Below are 18,312 nucleotides of genomic sequence, written 5' to 3' on the forward strand. Positions count from 1 at the left end.
GGAAGTGAAAATGTAAAGTGAAAGATATATCGCGGGATGGAGCAGTTGGTAGCTCGTCGGGCTCATAACCCGAAGGTCACAGGTTCGAGTCCTGTTCCCGCTACTACGAAGGATACTGGAAACGGTATCCTTTTTTGTTTTTTATCAATTCTCTGGAGGGCTCATATATTAGTCACAACACAGTGCACAAGCGCAATGGCGGATTTCTGAGATCAAAACTGTTAATACACCAAAAAAGTAGATGCAAGACAGAATATTCAATTTACCACCTCACTCGCCACTGAGATAACACCTGTTCTGCGTAGGTTTTCTATTGGAAGTCAATGTCGATACCGTCATATTTTGCTATTAATTCCGGTAAAGTCATCGTTCCAATTTCTAATTCCTTGCAGATTGTTGGTATCTTTTTGAATAATTTATTGTCGTTATTACTTTCTGTTTCTTCTGTTACTAAAACCACACGTTCACCTTTGGCTTTAAGGTTGAGAGATAAAATCACTTGCTTCATGTCTGCACTTTCAATGAAGCGTGTTTTCTCACTTTCAAATTCTACTTCTGTGAAATTTCTAGCCTTTTTGACGATTTGATTTACAAAATTATTGTTCAAGAGATGGAAAAATTGTTTAGTATTTGGAACAAGTAAGCTGTCAGTTTTATAAGGGACTTTTGCAGCTTTCAAAAATGTCTTGTCAGTTAAGTATTGCAATTTTTTTAGAACAAGTCCTCTTGAATTATATGTGCATTCTTCAAAGACCTTGTCAATTATTATTATATCACCGCTCTCGATTTTTGATTTAATAAATTCAAAGAGAACTCCTTTTTTGTCAAATGGTAAGTAGTAACGAACCAACGACAAGAGCGAATTTGTGTCGATTACTACTTTCATTGCAAATACTTCTCTAGTTTATCGGGTGAAATATTCAGAGTTTTACAAACATCGTATTCGTTTACTACTCCTTCATAAAAAGCTGTCTGAATGGTTGATATGAGCAATGGCGAGTTAATAGGTTTGGGCGTTGACCCACCTTTTTGAATACCAAGTAATTTGTCAAGCTCTCTTTGTTTTTTCTCTTCTTCTTGACGCAGTCGGTATTGCTCATCAAAGTCAGCTTTTATTGTGTTGTAGTTGTTTTGAGAAATTTTTCTCTCAAATAAAAGTTTAGTAAATAATGCAATTTGGCTTAGATGTGTCTGATTTGAAATACTTTCAATCAATTCAAAATAATAGTCATTCGTTCCGTCCGCTTTATCGATTTGTTCAAATGCTCTATTGTATTCACCTACTAAAAAATAATATGCAAAGTCATTGCACCATCTTTCAATAGCTGAAAGTTTATTGTTTGCGAAGCTTGAAATATCAATTTCTTCAATTTCTTCTTCGTTAAGCAAATAGTGTCCTAATTCGTGAATCAGTGTGAAAATTTCTCTCCTGAAAGAAGATTGCTGTCTTTTTAGAACAATTACATTTGGGGCAAGAAAAAAGCCGTCAATATTTGCTTTCTCTTTTTTATTCCAAGTTTCTACAAACTCGAAAACCAAAATATTTTTTTCAGCAAATTTTGAAATCAATGCACGTAAGAATTCCTTTGGGATCGGATTAAAACCAGGATATAATTCTTTCCTGATTTTAACCGCAATAGCTTTAGGGTCGTCTTGTACAGAAAAGACTGGCAAAGGCCTGTCAATATTTATCTCAGCTAATTTTGAAATAGCTGAAAGCGATATTTTAAACTCTTCAAATTGGTTTACAATCTTTTTAGCTCCAATATTAAGATCCGTCCCAAATTTGTTTTTCCTGAAGAAAATACTGGCATCTTTTGAAACCTCTGGTGATTTTGGGTCTAGATAGTAGTGTAGCCCTTTGTTAAACACCTTGTCTATTCTCTTTAAATGATTGACATTTATCTCATCAGATAAAATATCATCTTTGGTTAGAGGTTTTGTAAGTCCTTCACTAATGACCAATAACAAATCTTCTGCTGTCATTTTGTACAATGTCAGCAGGTATTTAAGTCTTGATATGTTTTGTTCTACTTTCAAGAATTCCTTATTTGCTAGTTTGGCAAATTTACAATTTTAAACGTTCCTTTTCTTGATTTGGGTGTCTTTCTAAACTTACGCCTAATAGGTATTGCACAGCCACAAAGAGCTCCACCCGTTTTTAATTCTTAGCCCTCAAAAGCCTCCTTCAGCACCGCCTGCATCAGCATTTGGGCGTGCTGCTCGCTTTGACTGATTTCCTCCTCCAAGGCCCGACACTTTTTCATCAGGCTATCCACTTTCTCGACAATGGCTTTTTGTTCTTCTTCCTCAGGCAAGCCAATCAGAATATTATCCATCTTATTTTTAGGCAAACCTTCTCTGCCTGCCCCAGTTTGGGCCTTAATTATTTGTTTTTGGAAATAAGGTGAGCAAATCACCTTATGTATGAAATAACCAATGAATTCAAAAAAGGGACGAATGATAGCAACATGCTGGTTGATATTTCCTTCGTCAAAACTCTTTGGAACAATGCAACATCGGCCAATTGATCCGCCTGTAATATTCAAAAGCAAATCTTCGGGACGAACAATTGTACCATTCATTTTCTGATGAATTTGTTCTGAAATGAAGGCTACATCCTCAAGCCTTAACCCATCATCATACACATTTTGAGAGCGAATGAATTTAATGCCTTCATTTTGATAAATTGATTTACCCCCGCTTGGGGTACTTCCTGAGCCTGTCTTTGAGCAAATCTCCCCCAATCTACACCACTCCCATCCTTCCGGCAGTTCAAAAGGCTTTTCGGAATCGGTAATGGGAGGTAATGGCTTTTCTTTCTTGATCTTTTTCTCCTTGATCAATCGTGCTTTTTCTGCTTGGATGCGCTTGAGCAGTTCGCTGGCTGGTTCCAAGGGCGGTTGCTGTGCCTGTCGAAGATCCCGCCAATCCTCGGTCAATTTACCCTGAATGGCTTCTTGAAGGATGGACTGCTTGAGTTGGGATACTACTTCCTTTTGAGATTCAATCAAGGAAATGAGCTCAATGCTTGATTCATATTCCTTAATTGCCTTATCAATTCTGAGAGCGAGTTCTTCATATCCATAAACTTTATCGCCCTTGGACAATTGGACAATATCTGATTGTTCATCTGGAGAACAGACTGGCAATAGAAGGTCTTTCAGCTTATTTGCATTTACACTCGGTCGAAACTCTCCCTCATTCAAAGAAACAATCTGTGACCAATACGAATAGCTGTTGAGAAATACCTCCAAAAAATCAGGAAGCGAATTTTGGTTAGCTCTGATCCTAATCAAGTAACCAGCATAAATAGCACCTTCAGGAGCACTCTCAATTTTAAAACTCTTCCCTGTTGTCCCTCCAGTTCTCGCAATCAAGATATCATCCTTGAACAAAAGGTAGGTGTCCTCATCTTGGCAATCGCAAAAGGGGACTGTTTCCCAGTCCACTTTTCCATCTGTGATATCGCTTATCCTTAGAAATTTATTCTTACCTGACTGGAGTGCCGAGGCATTATAACCATATTGAGTTCCCTCTATCAAATTGCCTAGTGGAATGGTTTGATCGTTCCTTTCAAAAAAATGAGATAAGATTACAGTATTCCGAATCTGCCTTCTGATTTCATCCTGATCCTTTAGAAAGGTCAGGGGTACAAATTTAAAACTCAAACTCATGAGCCTAACTCAGTTAATAATTCTGCTATCCTATTTTGGCTTTTTTTCAATTTCCCAATAAGATCCTGCTTGGAATAAGTGGCTTCTTCCTCTTTTTTGAATGGATTTTTTAAATCCAAATCGAATCCTTTCAAGTCCTCAACGTTCACCTTCCAGGCCACTTCGTTTTCCACCCGATTATCCCACCACTCAATCAGGGGTTGGAATTCCTCAAACTGAATCGGCTTGAGTTTGGAATAGCTTTTTTGTCCCTCGGGCAGGCGGTGCTCGTAGTACCAGATTTCTTTGGTCGGGCTGCCTTTTTCGAAAAAGAGCAGGTTGGTACTCACCGTGGCCGGGAAAAAAGTACTCTGCGGCAGGCGGATGATGGTATGCAGGTTGGCATCGGTCAGGAGCTTTTCCCGGATACGGGCCTTCACTCCCTCACCCGTGATCGAGCCATCCGGCAAGACGATGGCGCAGCGCCCAACTGGCTTGAGCAGTTGCAGCATCAGAATCACAAAGAGGTCGGCAGATTCCTTGCAGCGGAAGGAAGCCGGAAAGTTGGTCTCCACTCCATCGGCGATACTGGCCCCGAAAGGTGGATTGGCCAGAATCACATCCACTTCATCTTTTCGGGAAATGCTGTTGTATTCCTTTTTGAGGCTGTCGATGTAGTGGTAGTCGGGCACGTCCATCTCGTGCAGGATGAGATTGGTGAGACCAAGCACATAGGCTACAGGCTTGAGTTCCCAGCCGGTGATGCTGTTTTGGAGGACTTGCTCGTCCTCTAGGGTCTTCACATAATGATCCCGTACATGGTCGATGGCTGCGGTAAGGAATCCCCCCGTACCGGCAGCCGGATCGAGGACCTTTTCGCCCAGTTTGGGATTGGTCATTTGCGTCATGAGTTGGGTCACTGCACGGGGCGTGTAGTATTCCCCCTTGTTGCCCGCATCCCGGAGTTCTTGCAGGATGCTTTCGTAGATGTTACCGAAGATGTGTTTGTCCTCGGAGTTGTTGAAGTCGATCTCGTTGAGCTTGTTGATGACCTTGCGCATCTCATAGCCCGACTTCATGTAGTTATTGGACCCGTCAAAGACCTCCTTGACGATCGCCGCACGTTTGGGTTGGACTGCATTGCTCAGGTTTCTCAGGCTTACAAAAAGTCCCGTGGATGGGTGATCGATGAAATTCAGGAGTTCGTCCCCGGTGATTCCTTCGGGATTTGCAGCCCAATTTCTCCATTGAAACTGTGGAGGGATGACAGAGACATATTTGTCCCTGATGACTTCAAGTTCCTGATCTTTGTCATCCATGATTTTTAGAAAGAGCATCCACCCGAGTTGTTCGAGTCGCTGTGCATCGCCGGAGATACCCCGGTCCTGACGCATGATATTCCGTATGCTGTTGACGACAGCACCTACATTGGCCATAATTAAAATCGTTCTTTAATCAGTTTGAGTAATTCTTCCTCAGAGGGAAGTTGGATCAGGTAGTTGGACACAAAGAGCTTTTGATCCAGTCCTGCGGTGGCATATTTCACTTTTTCGGTATCCTTCTGGGTGCAAAGAATAATACCTACGGGGGGATTATCACCTGATTGCATCATATTTTCTTTGAAATAATTCAGGTAGAAATTCATCTGTCCCACATCCGCATGGGAAAAATCCCTGGTTTTCAGATCGATCAGGACATGGCACTTCAAGATTCGGTGATAGAATACCAAATCCACCCGATCGTGTTCGTTGCCTACAGTGATCCGTTTTTGCCTTGATTCAAAGCAAAACCCTGTCCCCATTTCCAGCAAAAACTCCTGAATCTTATCCAAAATGGCCGTTTCCAAGTCACTTTCAGTGTAGGCGGGAAGCTCAGGAAAACCCAGAAACTCGAAGACGTAAGGATCTTTGATGGTATGAGCGAGGGAGTTTTCCTCGGTTTTTCCTTTGAGTAGGGCTAAGAGTTGGTCTTTGTCGTTGGAAATCCCCAATCGCTCCAAAAACAGGGAATCGATCTGACGCTTGAGTTCCCTTGCACTCCAGTTGCCGGAGATAGCTTCCTTTTCGTAAAAAGCCCGCTTGAGGGGATCAGCTATTTTGATCAGTTCGGTAAAATGGCGAAAAGAGAAATGGGTAATCAGCTTTTTGCCAGAGACCTCTAGATCTGCGGACGTATTTGCAAGTATCAATTCGTCAGCCAGTGGCTGACGAATTGATATAGCTGAAGCTTCCAAAAAGTCAGCCACCGGCTGACCGATTTGAGGATAAGTCTGATAGAGAATTCTGAAAAGCTTCAGATTGGTCTCTGACATTCCTTTGATTCGTCTTTTACGGAGTTCTTGAGCCAATCGGGGAATAAGTTTTTCACCATAGGCAGCACGATCAGCTCCCATTTGCTCGAAGTTCACGATGTGGAACCCAATCAGCCAATTGCGCATAACCAAAAGTTGGTTGACACTTTCCAGTGCTTTTTTGCGCAGCACCTGTTGGGAAAAATCTATCTGCTCAACGAGTCCTATAAAATCCATCAAGCACCTGTTTTATAGAGTTCATCTTCCAGTTCCTTGATGGCCCGATCGTAATCTTCTTTGGAGCCAAAGGCTCGGATCAACTCCAAAGGAGTACCGATAGACCGGAATGGATCCAACTTTAGAATCTCGGTACTCTCGATATCCTTCAAGCCTTCGTCGGCATACTTGTCGAGGAGATTACGGAGGATGGCTTGGGCTTTTTTGCCATACTTGGCGAAGTAGTTTCGTTTTTTGACATTTTCAGCCCGCTCTTTTCGGGTGAGCGGTTTGGAATCGAAAGCCACATGACAAATCAGGTCAAAGGGATCCCATTCACTCCCAACTTCTTCCTGAAGGGATTCGAAGAAAATGCCTTGGTTTTCCAGTTCTTCCAGAATAGCCTTTTTTTTATCTGCCTGATTCCAATAGGAAAGAAAGGTTTCCAGGGACTGGAACCGCCTCAGAATATTCGCTTTGGTATAGTCGATCAGGTTTTCGGTGATTATTTTCCCATCGATATCGAGGTATTGCACCCGTTCGTTGATGATCTGTACGGACACGCCATTTACCTCTACCTTTTTCTGGGGAAGTGGTAGTTCGGGCATAGGTCCTTCCGCATCCCATGGCTCGTCAACTCCCTCCGGCGGAAACTCCACATCCTCCCCGCCCTCTGGAAGCTCCGTTTCTTCGTCATCCATGCCTTTCAAATCTTCCTCCTCATCCACCTGCCGAATCATCACCGGATCCCCGTCAAATGCCGGATCCGCAAACAGATGGGTAACGTTTCGGAAATCCATGATCGTAAAATAGGTCTTCCCATATTCTTCTTTGATCCGGGTACCCCGACCGATGATCTGTTTGAATTCTGTCATGGAGCCGATGTTTCTATCTAAAACGATCAACTTGCAGGTCTGCGCATCTACCCCTGTAGTCATCAGTTTGGACGTCGTCGCAATGACGGGATACCTTTCTCTGGGATTGATGAAATTATCGAGTTCCCGCTTTCCTTCTTCATTATCCCCGGTGATCTGCATGACATACTTGGCATTCTTGCGTACTTGCTCGGGATTGGCATTGGCCAAGGCTGTTCGCATACCTTCCGCGTGTTCTATATCCACACAAAACACGATGGTTTTGGCAAATACATTACTCCCTTTTAAAAACTCCGAGACCTTGGCAGCCACCCTTTTTCTACGTTCCTCGATGATGATATTTCGATCAAAGTCCGTTCGGTTGTAGACCCGGTCTTCAACCGGATTCCCGTCTTTGTCCAAATAGCCCTTTGGCGGTCTCCATCCTTCCGAATCTACGTCTAAGGTTACTTTGATCACTTTATACGGTGCCAAAAAACCATCGTCAATTCCCTGCTTGAGGGAGTAGGTATAGATCGGGTCTCCAAAATAATGCTGGTTGGAAACATCTGCGGTTTCCTTTGGCGTGGCAGTCAAACCGATATGGGTGGCGGATTTGAAATAATCCAGGATCTGCCGCCACTTGCTGTCTTCCGCTGCCGATCCCCGATGACACTCGTCCACAATGATCAGGTCAAAGAAATCCGGGCTGAAATCCTTGAAGGCATCGGGTATTTCCGGATCGGAATTGCTCAAGCCTTGATACAGCCCCAGAAAAATATCGAAAGCTTTATCTGCAGAATCGATTCCACGTTTCTTGTTCGACACCAAGGTTTCCTTACCGTCCACATTGACCACTTTCTTTTTTATCACGGTCATGGCATCCTTGAAATGGCGAAAATCTCCACGGAGCGTCTGATCTACGAGGGCAGTACGATCGGCGAGAAACAAAATCTTGCGCTTGGCTTTGGACTTGAACAGCCGGTAGGCAATTTGGAAGGCGGTATACGTCTTGCCGGTACCCGTGGCCATCACCAGAAGAATCCTATCTTGGCCTTTTGCGATGGCTTCGATCGTACGATTGACCGCAATGGTCTGGTAGTAACGGGGAGATCGGCCCGAACCGTCTTGGTAATAGTCTTGCGTGATGATAGCCTCTTGTTCCGGAGAGGTGATTCCTTTGTATCGCCTATATTTCTCCCATAGCTCGGCAGGGCCTGGGAAGTCGTTGAGACCAAGTGCCCATTCGATTTTCCCATCTGTCGAGGTCTTGTCGTGAAAGAAAAAACCTTCTCCATTACTGCTGAACACAAAAGGAATATCCAAGGTATTGGCATATCCCAAGGCCTGCTGAATACCCGACCGAATGGTATGTGAGTTATCCTTTGCCTCAATGAGGGCAAGGGGAATGTTCTTTTCCAGGGATTGATAGTAGAGGATATAATCGGCAAATTTACACTTGCCCCTAGCCGTCATTCTTCCCTTGACATAGATCCTTCCGTCGGTAAAAAACACTTCACGACGAATCTGCTTCAGCTCATCCCAGCCGGCACGGACAATCGCCGGAGTGATAAACTTCTCCTTTACATCAGATTCAGAAAAGATCGGTTGACTCATTTAAAAAGTACATTTGGTTATCGGCATACGCAAAATAAAGAAAACTATCGAACTTAGCGCCTAACCGCCGAAAGATACTTTCCAATAAATGCCTGCTAACAACTACCGCAAACTGTCGACGGTCCTTCAACCTAACCACCCCCCTTGCAAAATCCCCCCACATACGCTATCTTTCAGAGCAAACTGTAACTAAACCATCCAACCACCAATGCCATGATTTTTTCCGACATTGCACTTGCCAGACCCCTGCTTTTCCTCTTTGCCTGCTCCCTTTGGGCATGCAATTCCACCGAGGATGGACTGCCTTCCTACGCCATAAATGCCCGCCTTAAACAGACTGTCATGTACAATATCGATGGTGACTCGAAGCCAATTGGCATCACCGCACAGTACGAGTACGATCCTCAAGCAAGGATCAGCAAGGTTAGCTCCCCTTTGTACAACGAGGGCAAAATTACCGGAGTAGGCTCTTACGACCTATATGAGTACGATGCGAAAGGCCAACTGGAAAAAATAGTGCACTTTGCCGCAAACCTGCACTCGGGCTTTATTAACCTGCAAACAAAAACCTATACTTACTCCAGCGAAGGCCTGAAAACCATGGAACGGGTGCACTATCCCCAGATCGGCTCCAAGGAATACACCCAGTTTACCTATACCGGCCAAAAACTGGCCAAAGCGGAAAAGTTCAACAACCGGGATCAGCTGGAAACCTACACCGAATACACCTACCAGGGCGACCTCCTGGAAACGGAAGAACTTTACAGAGCCGACGGGTCATTGCTTCGTATCACCCGCTTTGCCTACGAACGTGGACTAAACACCAAGGAGGAGATTTTCTTGGGAAGCACCAATGAGCGTTTCCGGGAAATAAACCGAGCCTATGACAGCAACCGCAATCTGGTCCAAATGACCTCCAGGGAGCTCTCTCCGGTCAGCTCGGCGATGAGCTTTCGCCTACACTTCGAATATTTCCGCTAACCAGTAAGAATTACCTTTTCGATAAGTTAATGAGAACACTTCACCCAACCACCGCCAGTATCCTCATCGTCTTGGCTGCGTTGCTGATGCAGGCATGCAGCCATTCAACCCACAATCCACAAGAGAAGCCGAACATCCTGTTTATCGCCATGGACGACTTGAGCGACTGGGCGGGCTTTTTGGAGGGGCATGCCGGCATGAAGATCCATACACCCAATTTGGACCGACTGGCCGCCAGATCCATGATTTTCACCAATGCACACACCCCTGCCCCGGCCTGCGCACCCGCGCGGGCGGCCATCATGACGGGAGTTCACCATGCCCGCTCCGGCACGCAGCATGTGTATTGGGGCGATGGCCCCCGATGGCGGGATTTTGATGCCCTGAAAGAGGTGCAGACCATGGAGCAGTTTTTCAAAAACAACGGCTATAAAACCCTGGGTGCCGGTAAAATTTACCACAGCCAGGCACCACCCTGGTCCCCAACGAGTCAGGTCGAGCCGGCCAACTGGGATTTCTACTATCCCAGCCCCTACATTTCCCATCCCTACCAGATCCGGGCTCCGGAGGAGGTCATCTTCCCGGAAGGCGTGGACAATGAAAACCGACCCGGAGGTGGATGGTGGACGTGGGGACCCATTCCCGTGCCCGACGAAAAAATGGCCGACTACCATGTCGTCGATTGGGCAAACCACCAACTCAGGCAGCAGCACGACAAACCTTTCTTCTTGGCAGTAGGAACCTGGAAGCCCCATGACCCCTGGGAGGTGCCTCAAAAATACTTCGACATGTACCCGTTGGAAGACATCGTCCTTCCCGAGAGAAGGGAGGATGACCTGGAGGACGCCTTCGACCATGGCCGTCGCTGGATTATGAAATGGGTACTGGACAACCAACAGTGGGAAAAAATCATCCAATCCTACGCCGCCTCGATTACCTTTTCCGATGCGATGCTGGGGCGTTTGCTGGACGAATTGGAGCATTCGTCGTACCGGGACAATACTATCCTGGTCCTTTGGTCTGACCATGGCATGCACATGGGCGAAAAAGACAACATCGAAAAGTTTACCCTCTGGGAACGCTCTACGCGGGTGCCGCTGCTGTTTTCCGTACCGGGCATGCCACTCGAAGGGGCCCGATGTGACCAACCGGTAAGTCTTATGGACATGTACCCTACCTTGGTGGATTTAACGGGATTTGAACAGCCCGGGCACTTGGATGGCAGGAGCCTGATGCCACAGCTGACCGACCCCACTGCCAAAACTACCGCCGTGCTTAGCAGCTATAAGTTTGCCGGTGGCGGGCGGGCCGAAGTCAGCGGCCATGCACTTAGAAGCCTGAGGTACCGGTATATCTACTACCCCGAAATTAACCTGGAAGAACTCTACGACCACGAAACGGATCCCAATGAATGGGAAAACATCGCCTATAAAAAAGAAAACAAAGAAACCGTGGAGGAGCATAGAAAAACACTCGCCGAGATGGTGCCCCATATACGTTGGAAAGAGGGCAAACCCGAAGGATATACCGTGGACGCCAAAGGTCGGGTCAAAAAGGATAATTTCGAGCTATTCTGAAGGCTTCCTTGCCTGACAAGTAATCTATGTATCGGAGTTGGTTTCTGTTACGCGCTGGATTCCCCGTACGATTCCTTCCCTTCAATTTCTTCCACCAATTGGGCGTACCATTCCTCCCCGTATTTTCGGATAAGGGCATCTTTTAGAAAGCGGTACAAGGGGACACCGAGCTGCTTACCAAGGGCACAGGCGGCATCACAGATATCCCATCGGTCGTAGTTAAGTGCTTCGTACTGATCGTACATTTTCACCCGTATGGGATACAAATGGCAGCTTATGGGCTTGCGAAAGGTGGTCTTGCCTGCCAGGTAGGCCTGCTCTATTCCGCAGCTCAATACACCTTTTTCATCCGTCAAAGAAAACGCACAGGCCCCGTTATTGCCGATGGTGGTGGTGCCCTTTTCCCCTTCCTGATCGATGGCCCACACCCCCTGCTTACGGATCGCTTCCTTGCCCTCCTCAGATAAAAAGGGGCGGATGTTTTCATATTCCTGTTCGAGCACAGGTATCTCCTCCTCCTCAAGGGGCGCTCCGGCATCGCCTTCCACACAGCAAGCTCCCTTGCATTTGGTCAGGTCGCACACAAAAAAATGTTCCTTAATATCGTCGCTGATTACGGCGTTTTCTACTAGTATCATCTGGTAAACCTATTGGATTGCAAAGGTACGCATTAAATTCATCCGCTACGCCTTCCCTTACTGCTAAACTATCGAAGGGTGTTGGATGACACCGACGCCATTTGCCAAGGTTCGAGTTGGACAAGGGATTCAAGCGAGTGAACGTTATCCATAGCGAGGGCAGGCTTAAGTACAGTTCAAGGCAAAAAAAGCCGCCCCACAAATGTGAGGCGGCTTAACCCAGCACTATGAAGAAAAGCTTGTCTAAGCCTTATGATTTAAGAACTGCGTAGCTCCAAAAAGGTTTAATCTTTTTCCCAATTAAAATCTGAATTCATACCCAGCCGTTACAAAACGGGGTAAACCCAGCCTTATACCCTCCGGTCTTCTAGATGCGATGTAACGTTCATCTGTCAGATTCTTTACAGTCAGATTAAACCGGGAATTCCATTTTTTGGCATCATACATCAAGGTGACGTCCACCGTCGTAAAGGCGGGCATCAATCCTATACGCCCATCAAATCGAGGCTGAACGGTACTAAGTTGGTCGGTAAACTGCTGTCCGACGTGGTTTAGCGTAACCCTGCCACCAAAACCCATTTCTGTTTCCAGCGTGACCGCGGTGTTTACCAACCATTCGGGGGCGTAAGGGGTTCTGAAACCGCGTACATTGACATCGTTGATTATCCGATCTGCCCCGAATACCGAATTTGTGTAGGTGATATTTGCGTCGTAGAACAAATTCGTCCTTTCCCACCCAACTAGCTTCGACAGATCCACATTGATCATTGCCTCTATGCCTTCATGTAAGGTGCGCCCAGCATTTACCACCCCAAATCCAGCCCCACCGAGAGCTTGGGCTACTGGAATAATCTGGTTGCTAAAATCCATTCTAAAGCCGGCGAGTTCCAAGAACAACCACCCGGTAATCTGCGATCGAACACCCAACTCTAGGTTAACGGAGGACTCAGCATCGAGGTCGAGCGCCTGTCCCTCTCCCGTCACCGCATCCTGCAGCCTTGGCGGTGCAAAACCACGGTGTGCCCCTCCAAAGATATTGACTTTTGTGGTCGGTCTGAAATTAAACCCTGCACCTGGAATAAACTCGCTTACCACATTGGTACCAACCAAAACGGTATCCCTAGCCACTCCTCCAAAAACGCCCCTCAAAATATCTCTCTCGGCCACATAGTTTTCATACCGAAGGCCCACATTTACATCAAATTTGCCAGTTACGTTGGTTGTGTTTTGGAAGTAACCGCTGAACGCATTGCCAGTACGGACTTCATCTTCACGTAGGACTCCACTGCGGACACCGGCTTTGGTGCCATTTATCCTACGAACAAGTGCTTTCTCATGGTGCAACCGTACTCCAGTGATTAGCTCATTTTTCAAATTAAACAAATTGTGGTTTGCCTCTAACCTTGGCTCAATGCCCATAACCTCATAGGATCTATCCCGATTTCCGGTACCATCGCGCATAAAGATCGCTCCTCCGGGAACATTCAGATCTCCCCAATATTTCCCAGTCCAATTTGAAGGAGGTGTATTTGTCGCGTTTACGGAAAAATCCTGCCTGCTCCAATTTCTAGTGGTCGTATATCCGTAAGCTATCGTTCGCAAACGGACATTGTCACTGATTCGGTATTTGTGGGAAAAACTCAGAGAAAGTCGTCGAACATCCAGCCGATCATCCGGAGCCAAAGGTTCGAAGAAATTCAGGCCTCGATCGAACATTAGCTGATTCATTCCCAGGTAGGTGTTATTGGAAGTTTCATCATAGATCCCGAGTTTCATCCCCAGTTCAGATCGATCACTTAAATCAAAAAGAAACTTTGCGTTTAAATCCGTAAGCCCAAAAGTCGTTGGCCCCAGTTTCTCTGCGCTTCTCCTTAGTAAGCTAACATGATATCCAGTATTACCAACGGTATTGCCGTAATTGAAAAGTCCGGAGAAGTAGCCTCCCTGTCCCCCTTGAACATTCAATCGACCCTGCGACGACTCAGGAGGATTGGCGGTGATAAAATTGACAACACCTCCCACCGTACGAGGGCCATAGAGAATCTGACCAGACCCCTTTAGAATTTCCATGCCTTCCATTCGATCGACCGGAGGCGTAAAGTACATTTCCGGCTCTCCGTAGGGATTCAAGGCTACCGGCACACCATCTTCCATAATAAGTACCGAACGGCTCATGTTTGGATCCAAGCCCCTAATGCCCATGCTCAAACGCATGCCGGTAAGATCATCTTCTACTACGTTGACACCTGGAGTTCTACGTAGCGCTTCCGCGATGCTGATCGGGTTTACAAGATTCAACTCCCTTCTGTCGATGTAATTGACCGAGCCAGGGGTTTTCGAAAACAACCTATCCTTACTCGAAATAATGGTAATATGGGGCATATCTACGCCTATTTCAGAAAAAATAACTTCTAATTCCTGAATTTCGCCATTGATAATATTTACAGTTCTTGTAACCGACCGATAACCTACAGCCGAAATTTTTATCTCATATGTACCATTTGGCAAATTAACGACTGAAAACTCCCCGTTGATGTCGGCTACGGCTCCCCTGATGGTTCCTAGCACTTGAATGTTGGCGAAGGGAACAGGTTCGCCTCCTGACTCTCGTATAATCCCCTTTATTACTGCCAACTTATCATCTTCCTTTGGTAATGCGGCAGGATCTCCCACCGCAGGCATTGCCGAAGAACTAAGCACCAGGGATAAAGCAAGTGCCAACATTGATAACAACACTTTCATGTGATTTAGATTAAGTTTAAATAACAACACAAAAGTATTTGCTATTTAAACTTAATCCAAATAAGAAGGCGGGGTAATTGATAGATTTTTTCAATCGGTTGAGATTTCCTATACTGGCCCAACTGGAAATAGAAGTGATATTCAACTGCTGTGAACGAAATAAATCCCCAAAAACGGCTATTTTTGCAGCGTGCAAGCTGGCTTGTCGCTGCGGATCGATTCCGATCGAGACGGGGAGGAAAGTCCGGGCAACATAGAGCGCCATACTTCCTAACGGGAAGGGGCGATGCTGGTGACGGCATCGCAACAGAAAGTACCACAGAAAATATACCGCCCCCTGCCTGGCAAGGGGTAAGGGTGAAATGGTGGGGTAAGAGCCCACCGCTCCGTTGGTGACAGGGGAGGCACGGTAAACCTTATGGGTTGAAAGATCAAATAGGTTCCGCCGGGAGACTTTGTCTCACAGAGAGTTGCTCGCTTTCATGCGGAACGGGTAGATCGATGGATCCCGACTGCGAAGTCGGGACTAGATAAATGACAAGCTCCCTTGGCAGCAGGTTTAGACCTTTAGCCTGCCAGGGTGACAGAACCCGGCTTACAGGCTTGCACGTTTTTTTTACGACCTTCAAAACAATCCATACCATGCCGAAAATTTTGATCATTGACGACGAAAAAGCCATCCGGGCCACTTTAAAGGAAATCCTCGAATACGAAAAATACGAGATCCTTGAGGCCAAAGATGGTGAGGAGGGACTGGAAATGATCCAAAAACACGAAGTGGACTTGGTCCTCTGCGATGTCAAAATGCCCAAAATGGACGGAATCGAGGTGCTTACCAAAGTGAACGAACTGGATAGGCAGCCCCAGTTTATTATGATTTCTGCCCATGGCAGCATTGAAACCGCCGTGGAAGCCACTAAGAAAGGAGCTTTTGACTTTGTACCCAAGCCTCCAGACCTGAATAGACTGCTACTGACGGTTAGAAATGCCCTGGATAAAAAAACCTTGGTACAGGAGACGACCGTACTGAAGAAGAAGCTGTCCAAAAAAATGGATATGGTGGGCAATTCAGATGCCCTCCAACAGGTAAAGGAAACCATTGAAAAAGTCGCCCCTACCGATGCACGGGTCCTGATAACCGGACCAAATGGCACCGGAAAGGAATTGGTAGCCCACTGGATACATGCGAAAAGCAACCGATCCGGAGGGCCTTTTATCGCCGTGAATTGTGCGGCCATTCCTTCAGAACTGATCGAAAGTGAATTGTTTGGTCACGAAAAAGGCTCCTTCACCTCAGCCCTCAAACAACGGCAGGGCAAATTCGAACAGGCCACCGGCGGCACATTGTTTTTGGATGAAGTCGGGGACATGAGCCTCTCTGCCCAGGCAAAGGTTCTGCGCGCGCTACAAGAGCACAAGATCACCCGCGTAGGTGGAGACAAAGATATACAGGTAGATGTTCGGGTACTTGCAGCCACCAACAAAGACCTCAGAGCAGAAATCAAAGAGGGCCGGTTTAGGGAAGATCTCTACCACCGACTAAGTGTAATCCTAATCCAAGTACCATCCCTAAAGGATCGGATTGAGGATCTCCCCCTATTGGTCGAGAAGTTTTTGGCAGAGATAGCCTCCGAATACGGCACGGTAAAGAAGAAAGTGACTCCTGCCGCCCTGGACAAACTGAAGCAAAACCCTTGGACAGGAAATATACGAGAGCTACGAAACGTTGTGGAACGCTTGGTAATTCTTGGCAGTCAAGAGATCAATGAAGAGGATGTAAAAAAATACGCGGGCTATTAAGCTCCGCCATTCTTCTATCCCCTTATCTCCTTTACAGGTTCCGACTTTGCATAGGCAGGACAAGGCTTGCTTGACGCACAGGCACCCACAGCTAGAAGGCCTACCAACAATAGAAGAACAGTTACTTTTTGCATAGCGTGATTTTTTTATGATCAAATATGTATAATATTATAGGCAACACAAAATTAATTTACCATTAAATTACAGCCCCGAAGGTCTGAATGATCGAAACGGCCCAGAATTTCCAACTTTCCACGTTCATCCCATCTGCCCAAATCCTGGGTTTCCAGAAATGCACAGGAATGGAAATTGCCTAGATCAATGACGTTGATGCCCCCTGTTTTATTGTCCTGATAGCAATACGGATCATGGGGATCGCGGATCAAAACCCTTACACAAGGAGGGAGCTCGTATTTGCCTTCCCCTTTTGAATAGGCCTGGGACATCATTTCGGTCATACCGTATTCCGAGTGAACCGCCTCGAGACCAAACGCCGTTTTGATCTTTCCATGTACCTCCTCCCGGATCATCTCCCTCCTTCTCCCTTTCATTCCCCCAGTCTCCATCACTAGAAGACGGGATGCGTCCGGGAGTGCGATAGCTACTTCTGCCAGATCCAAGAGCGCAAAGGTCACTCCCAACAGCAATATTTTCCTGTCGGAATCCTCGATAGCTACTTGAATGGTGTCAAGCAGATCCCGATGGTTATACAAATAGAAACCAGAATAGGCCGATTTGGTTTCGCCAATAAAAAAATCGGCCATACAGACCAACGAACTGCCCCTCCGCTCCAGGTAAGAAGGCAGCAGTGCCAACAGGTGATACCCCTCAAGTGGCCCGTAAAAACGCTCAAAAATCCGCTTGGCATGCTCCTGATAAAACGGCTCCGACCAGTAATAATGCTTGCTGGTAATCTGACCAGTGGTGCCGCTGCTTGAAAAAAACGGAGAATCCTCTGTTATCTTTCCGCAAAAAACGGGGTTGTTCTTAAAAAAAGAAAGCGGCAAAAACGGTATGTCAGTTAGGTCTTTTACCTTGTTTGCTTCCGTCCGTCTTGCCCGTAAATAGGCTTTATAGATGGGGTTTGCGTCCGCTTGTAGTTTAAAGAGTCTCAAAGCCATCTCTTCAAAATCATCATCCTTCATAGTTAGAAGCGATTCCGAAAAACTTTTGAAATATTTCATCGTTATTTTAACAGTTAAGACCTATTTTTAAACAACTTTACAAGAAGGCCTGCGCCGGTGTAAAATTCTAAAGCAAATGAAGGTAGTAAAAGTTTCCTATATCATCCTAACGCTAGTCGCTGCATATGCCTGCATTGCACCTCCGGTTGATTTCCCAAGCCGACCGGAAATCAGCTTCAATAACCTGGAGTACGTAGAGACCAATCAAGCGGATTCCCTGATCATCACGGTTAACTTCAGGGATGGGGAGGGGGATTTGGGACTAAACCCAAGGGACATAGAGCCTCCGTTTAATGAACTGAACTATCCACGTGACCAAAATGGCCAACTGATCACCTACCGAAACCGGCCTGCCAATGCCCCCTCTTTTAACAACAGGGATTGGGTTATTTCCCCACTGATCAACAATGTACGTGTAAATGACACCATCTGGGTACAGGAAAACCCGGACTATTTCAATATTTTCGTTCGGTTCTTTATCAAACGTAGCGGTCAATATACCGAGTTTGATTGGTCGGCACCACCTTTCTTCACTACATTCAATGGTCGATTTCCCCGGATTTTGACAGATGACCGACAAAGGGCCGTGGAGGGGCAAATTCGGTATGGCATGCTTTCACTTGGATGGAATTCGATATTCCGTAATGACACCATTCGCCTTGAGGTTCAAATCCAAGACCGGCAGTTACAACGCAGTGAACCGGTGGTAACTCCAGACTTCACCTTGGCCCAAATACGGCGATCACGATAACCCCAG

The 18,312-nt window shown here is 46.2% G+C and carries 13 protein-coding genes, 1 tRNA gene and 1 other RNA gene; 6 read left to right on the forward strand and 9 right to left on the reverse strand.

Annotation, left to right across the window (positions count from 1 at the left end; all coding sequences use genetic code 11):
- The first annotated feature begins 30 nt into the window (after positions 1-30).
- Positions 31-103, forward strand: a tRNA-Met gene (locus ADIS_RS10300).
- Between the two features lie 207 nt (positions 104-310).
- On the opposite strand, the gene ADIS_RS10305 is transcribed toward ADIS_RS10300, so the two are convergent.
- From ADIS_RS10305 to hsdR, 6 genes are all read right to left on the reverse strand, one after another.
- Complete coding sequence (locus tag ADIS_RS10305; protein WP_035805536.1) at positions 311-886, reverse strand: DUF4411 family protein; 576 nt, start codon at positions 884-886, stop codon at positions 311-313.
- Positions 883-2,040, reverse strand: coding sequence for an ImmA/IrrE family metallo-endopeptidase (locus ADIS_RS10310; RefSeq protein WP_010854421.1), 1,158 nt, complete (start codon positions 2,038-2,040; stop codon positions 883-885). The genes ADIS_RS10305 and ADIS_RS10310 overlap by 4 nt, the downstream gene beginning before the upstream one ends.
- 128 nt (positions 2,041-2,168) lie before the next feature.
- Complete coding sequence (locus ADIS_RS22315) at positions 2,169-3,677, reverse strand: restriction endonuclease subunit S (protein ID WP_010854422.1); 1,509 nt, start codon at positions 3,675-3,677, stop codon at positions 2,169-2,171.
- On the reverse strand, positions 3,674-5,092 hold the full coding sequence (locus tag ADIS_RS10320) for a class I SAM-dependent DNA methyltransferase (RefSeq protein ID WP_010854423.1): 1,419 nt from the start codon (positions 5,090-5,092) through the stop codon (positions 3,674-3,676). Before ADIS_RS10320 ends, ADIS_RS22315 begins: the two co-directional genes overlap by 4 nt.
- A gap of 2 nt (positions 5,093-5,094) precedes the next feature.
- A complete protein-coding gene (locus tag ADIS_RS10325) occupies positions 5,095-6,183 on the reverse strand; it encodes a PDDEXK nuclease domain-containing protein (RefSeq protein ID WP_010854424.1) in 1,089 nt (362 codons plus the stop codon).
- Positions 6,183-8,633, reverse strand: coding sequence for an EcoAI/FtnUII family type I restriction enzme subunit R (gene hsdR / locus ADIS_RS10330; RefSeq protein WP_010854425.1), 2,451 nt, complete (start codon positions 8,631-8,633; stop codon positions 6,183-6,185). The genes ADIS_RS10325 and hsdR overlap by 1 nt, the downstream gene beginning before the upstream one ends.
- A 213-nt stretch (positions 8,634-8,846) precedes the next feature.
- On the opposite strand from hsdR, the gene ADIS_RS10340 reads away from it, so the two are divergent.
- Together ADIS_RS10340 and ADIS_RS10345 are read left to right on the forward strand one after the other, a co-directional pair.
- Positions 8,847-9,614 carry a hypothetical protein gene (locus tag ADIS_RS10340; RefSeq protein ID WP_010854428.1) on the forward strand — a complete coding sequence of 256 codons (768 nt, stop codon included), beginning with the start codon at positions 8,847-8,849 and terminating at the stop codon, positions 9,612-9,614.
- A gap of 29 nt (positions 9,615-9,643) precedes the next feature.
- Complete coding sequence (locus ADIS_RS10345) at positions 9,644-11,191, forward strand: sulfatase (protein WP_010854429.1); 1,548 nt, start codon at positions 9,644-9,646, stop codon at positions 11,189-11,191.
- Positions 11,192-11,238: 47 nt separating this feature from the next.
- Here ADIS_RS10345 and ADIS_RS10350 read toward each other — a convergent pair whose 3' ends face one another.
- Both ADIS_RS10350 and ADIS_RS10355 read right to left on the reverse strand, forming a co-directional pair.
- Complete coding sequence (locus tag ADIS_RS10350; protein WP_010854430.1) at positions 11,239-11,829, reverse strand: DUF3109 family protein; 591 nt, start codon at positions 11,827-11,829, stop codon at positions 11,239-11,241.
- Between the two features lie 300 nt (positions 11,830-12,129).
- The gene (locus ADIS_RS10355; protein ID WP_035805538.1) at positions 12,130-14,571 is read right to left on the reverse strand and encodes a TonB-dependent receptor; all 2,442 of its coding nucleotides are present in this window, start codon (positions 14,569-14,571) and stop codon (positions 12,130-12,132) included.
- A gap of 189 nt (positions 14,572-14,760) precedes the next feature.
- Between ADIS_RS10355 and rnpB the strand changes: the two genes are divergently transcribed.
- Positions 14,761-15,185, forward strand: an RNA gene (gene rnpB / locus ADIS_RS22320) — RNase P RNA component class A.
- Positions 15,186-15,213: 28 nt separating this feature from the next.
- Positions 15,214-16,371 (forward strand): sigma-54-dependent transcriptional regulator, encoded by a 1,158-nt coding sequence (locus ADIS_RS10365; protein WP_010854433.1) that lies wholly within the window; start codon positions 15,214-15,216, stop codon positions 16,369-16,371.
- A 185-nt stretch (positions 16,372-16,556) separates the two neighbouring features.
- On the opposite strand, the gene ADIS_RS10370 is transcribed toward ADIS_RS10365, so the two are convergent.
- Complete coding sequence (locus ADIS_RS10370; protein ID WP_035805540.1) at positions 16,557-17,555, reverse strand: acyl-CoA synthetase family protein; 999 nt, start codon at positions 17,553-17,555, stop codon at positions 16,557-16,559.
- A 76-nt stretch (positions 17,556-17,631) separates the two neighbouring features.
- On the opposite strand from ADIS_RS10370, the gene ADIS_RS10375 reads away from it, so the two are divergent.
- On the forward strand, positions 17,632-18,306 hold the full coding sequence (locus tag ADIS_RS10375) for a hypothetical protein (protein ID WP_010854436.1): 675 nt from the start codon (positions 17,632-17,634) through the stop codon (positions 18,304-18,306).
- Positions 18,307-18,312 lie beyond the last annotated feature (6 nt).

This window comes from Lunatimonas lonarensis, from assembly GCF_000390185.1.
GTDB lineage: Bacteria > Bacteroidota > Bacteroidia > Cytophagales > Cyclobacteriaceae > Lunatimonas > Lunatimonas lonarensis.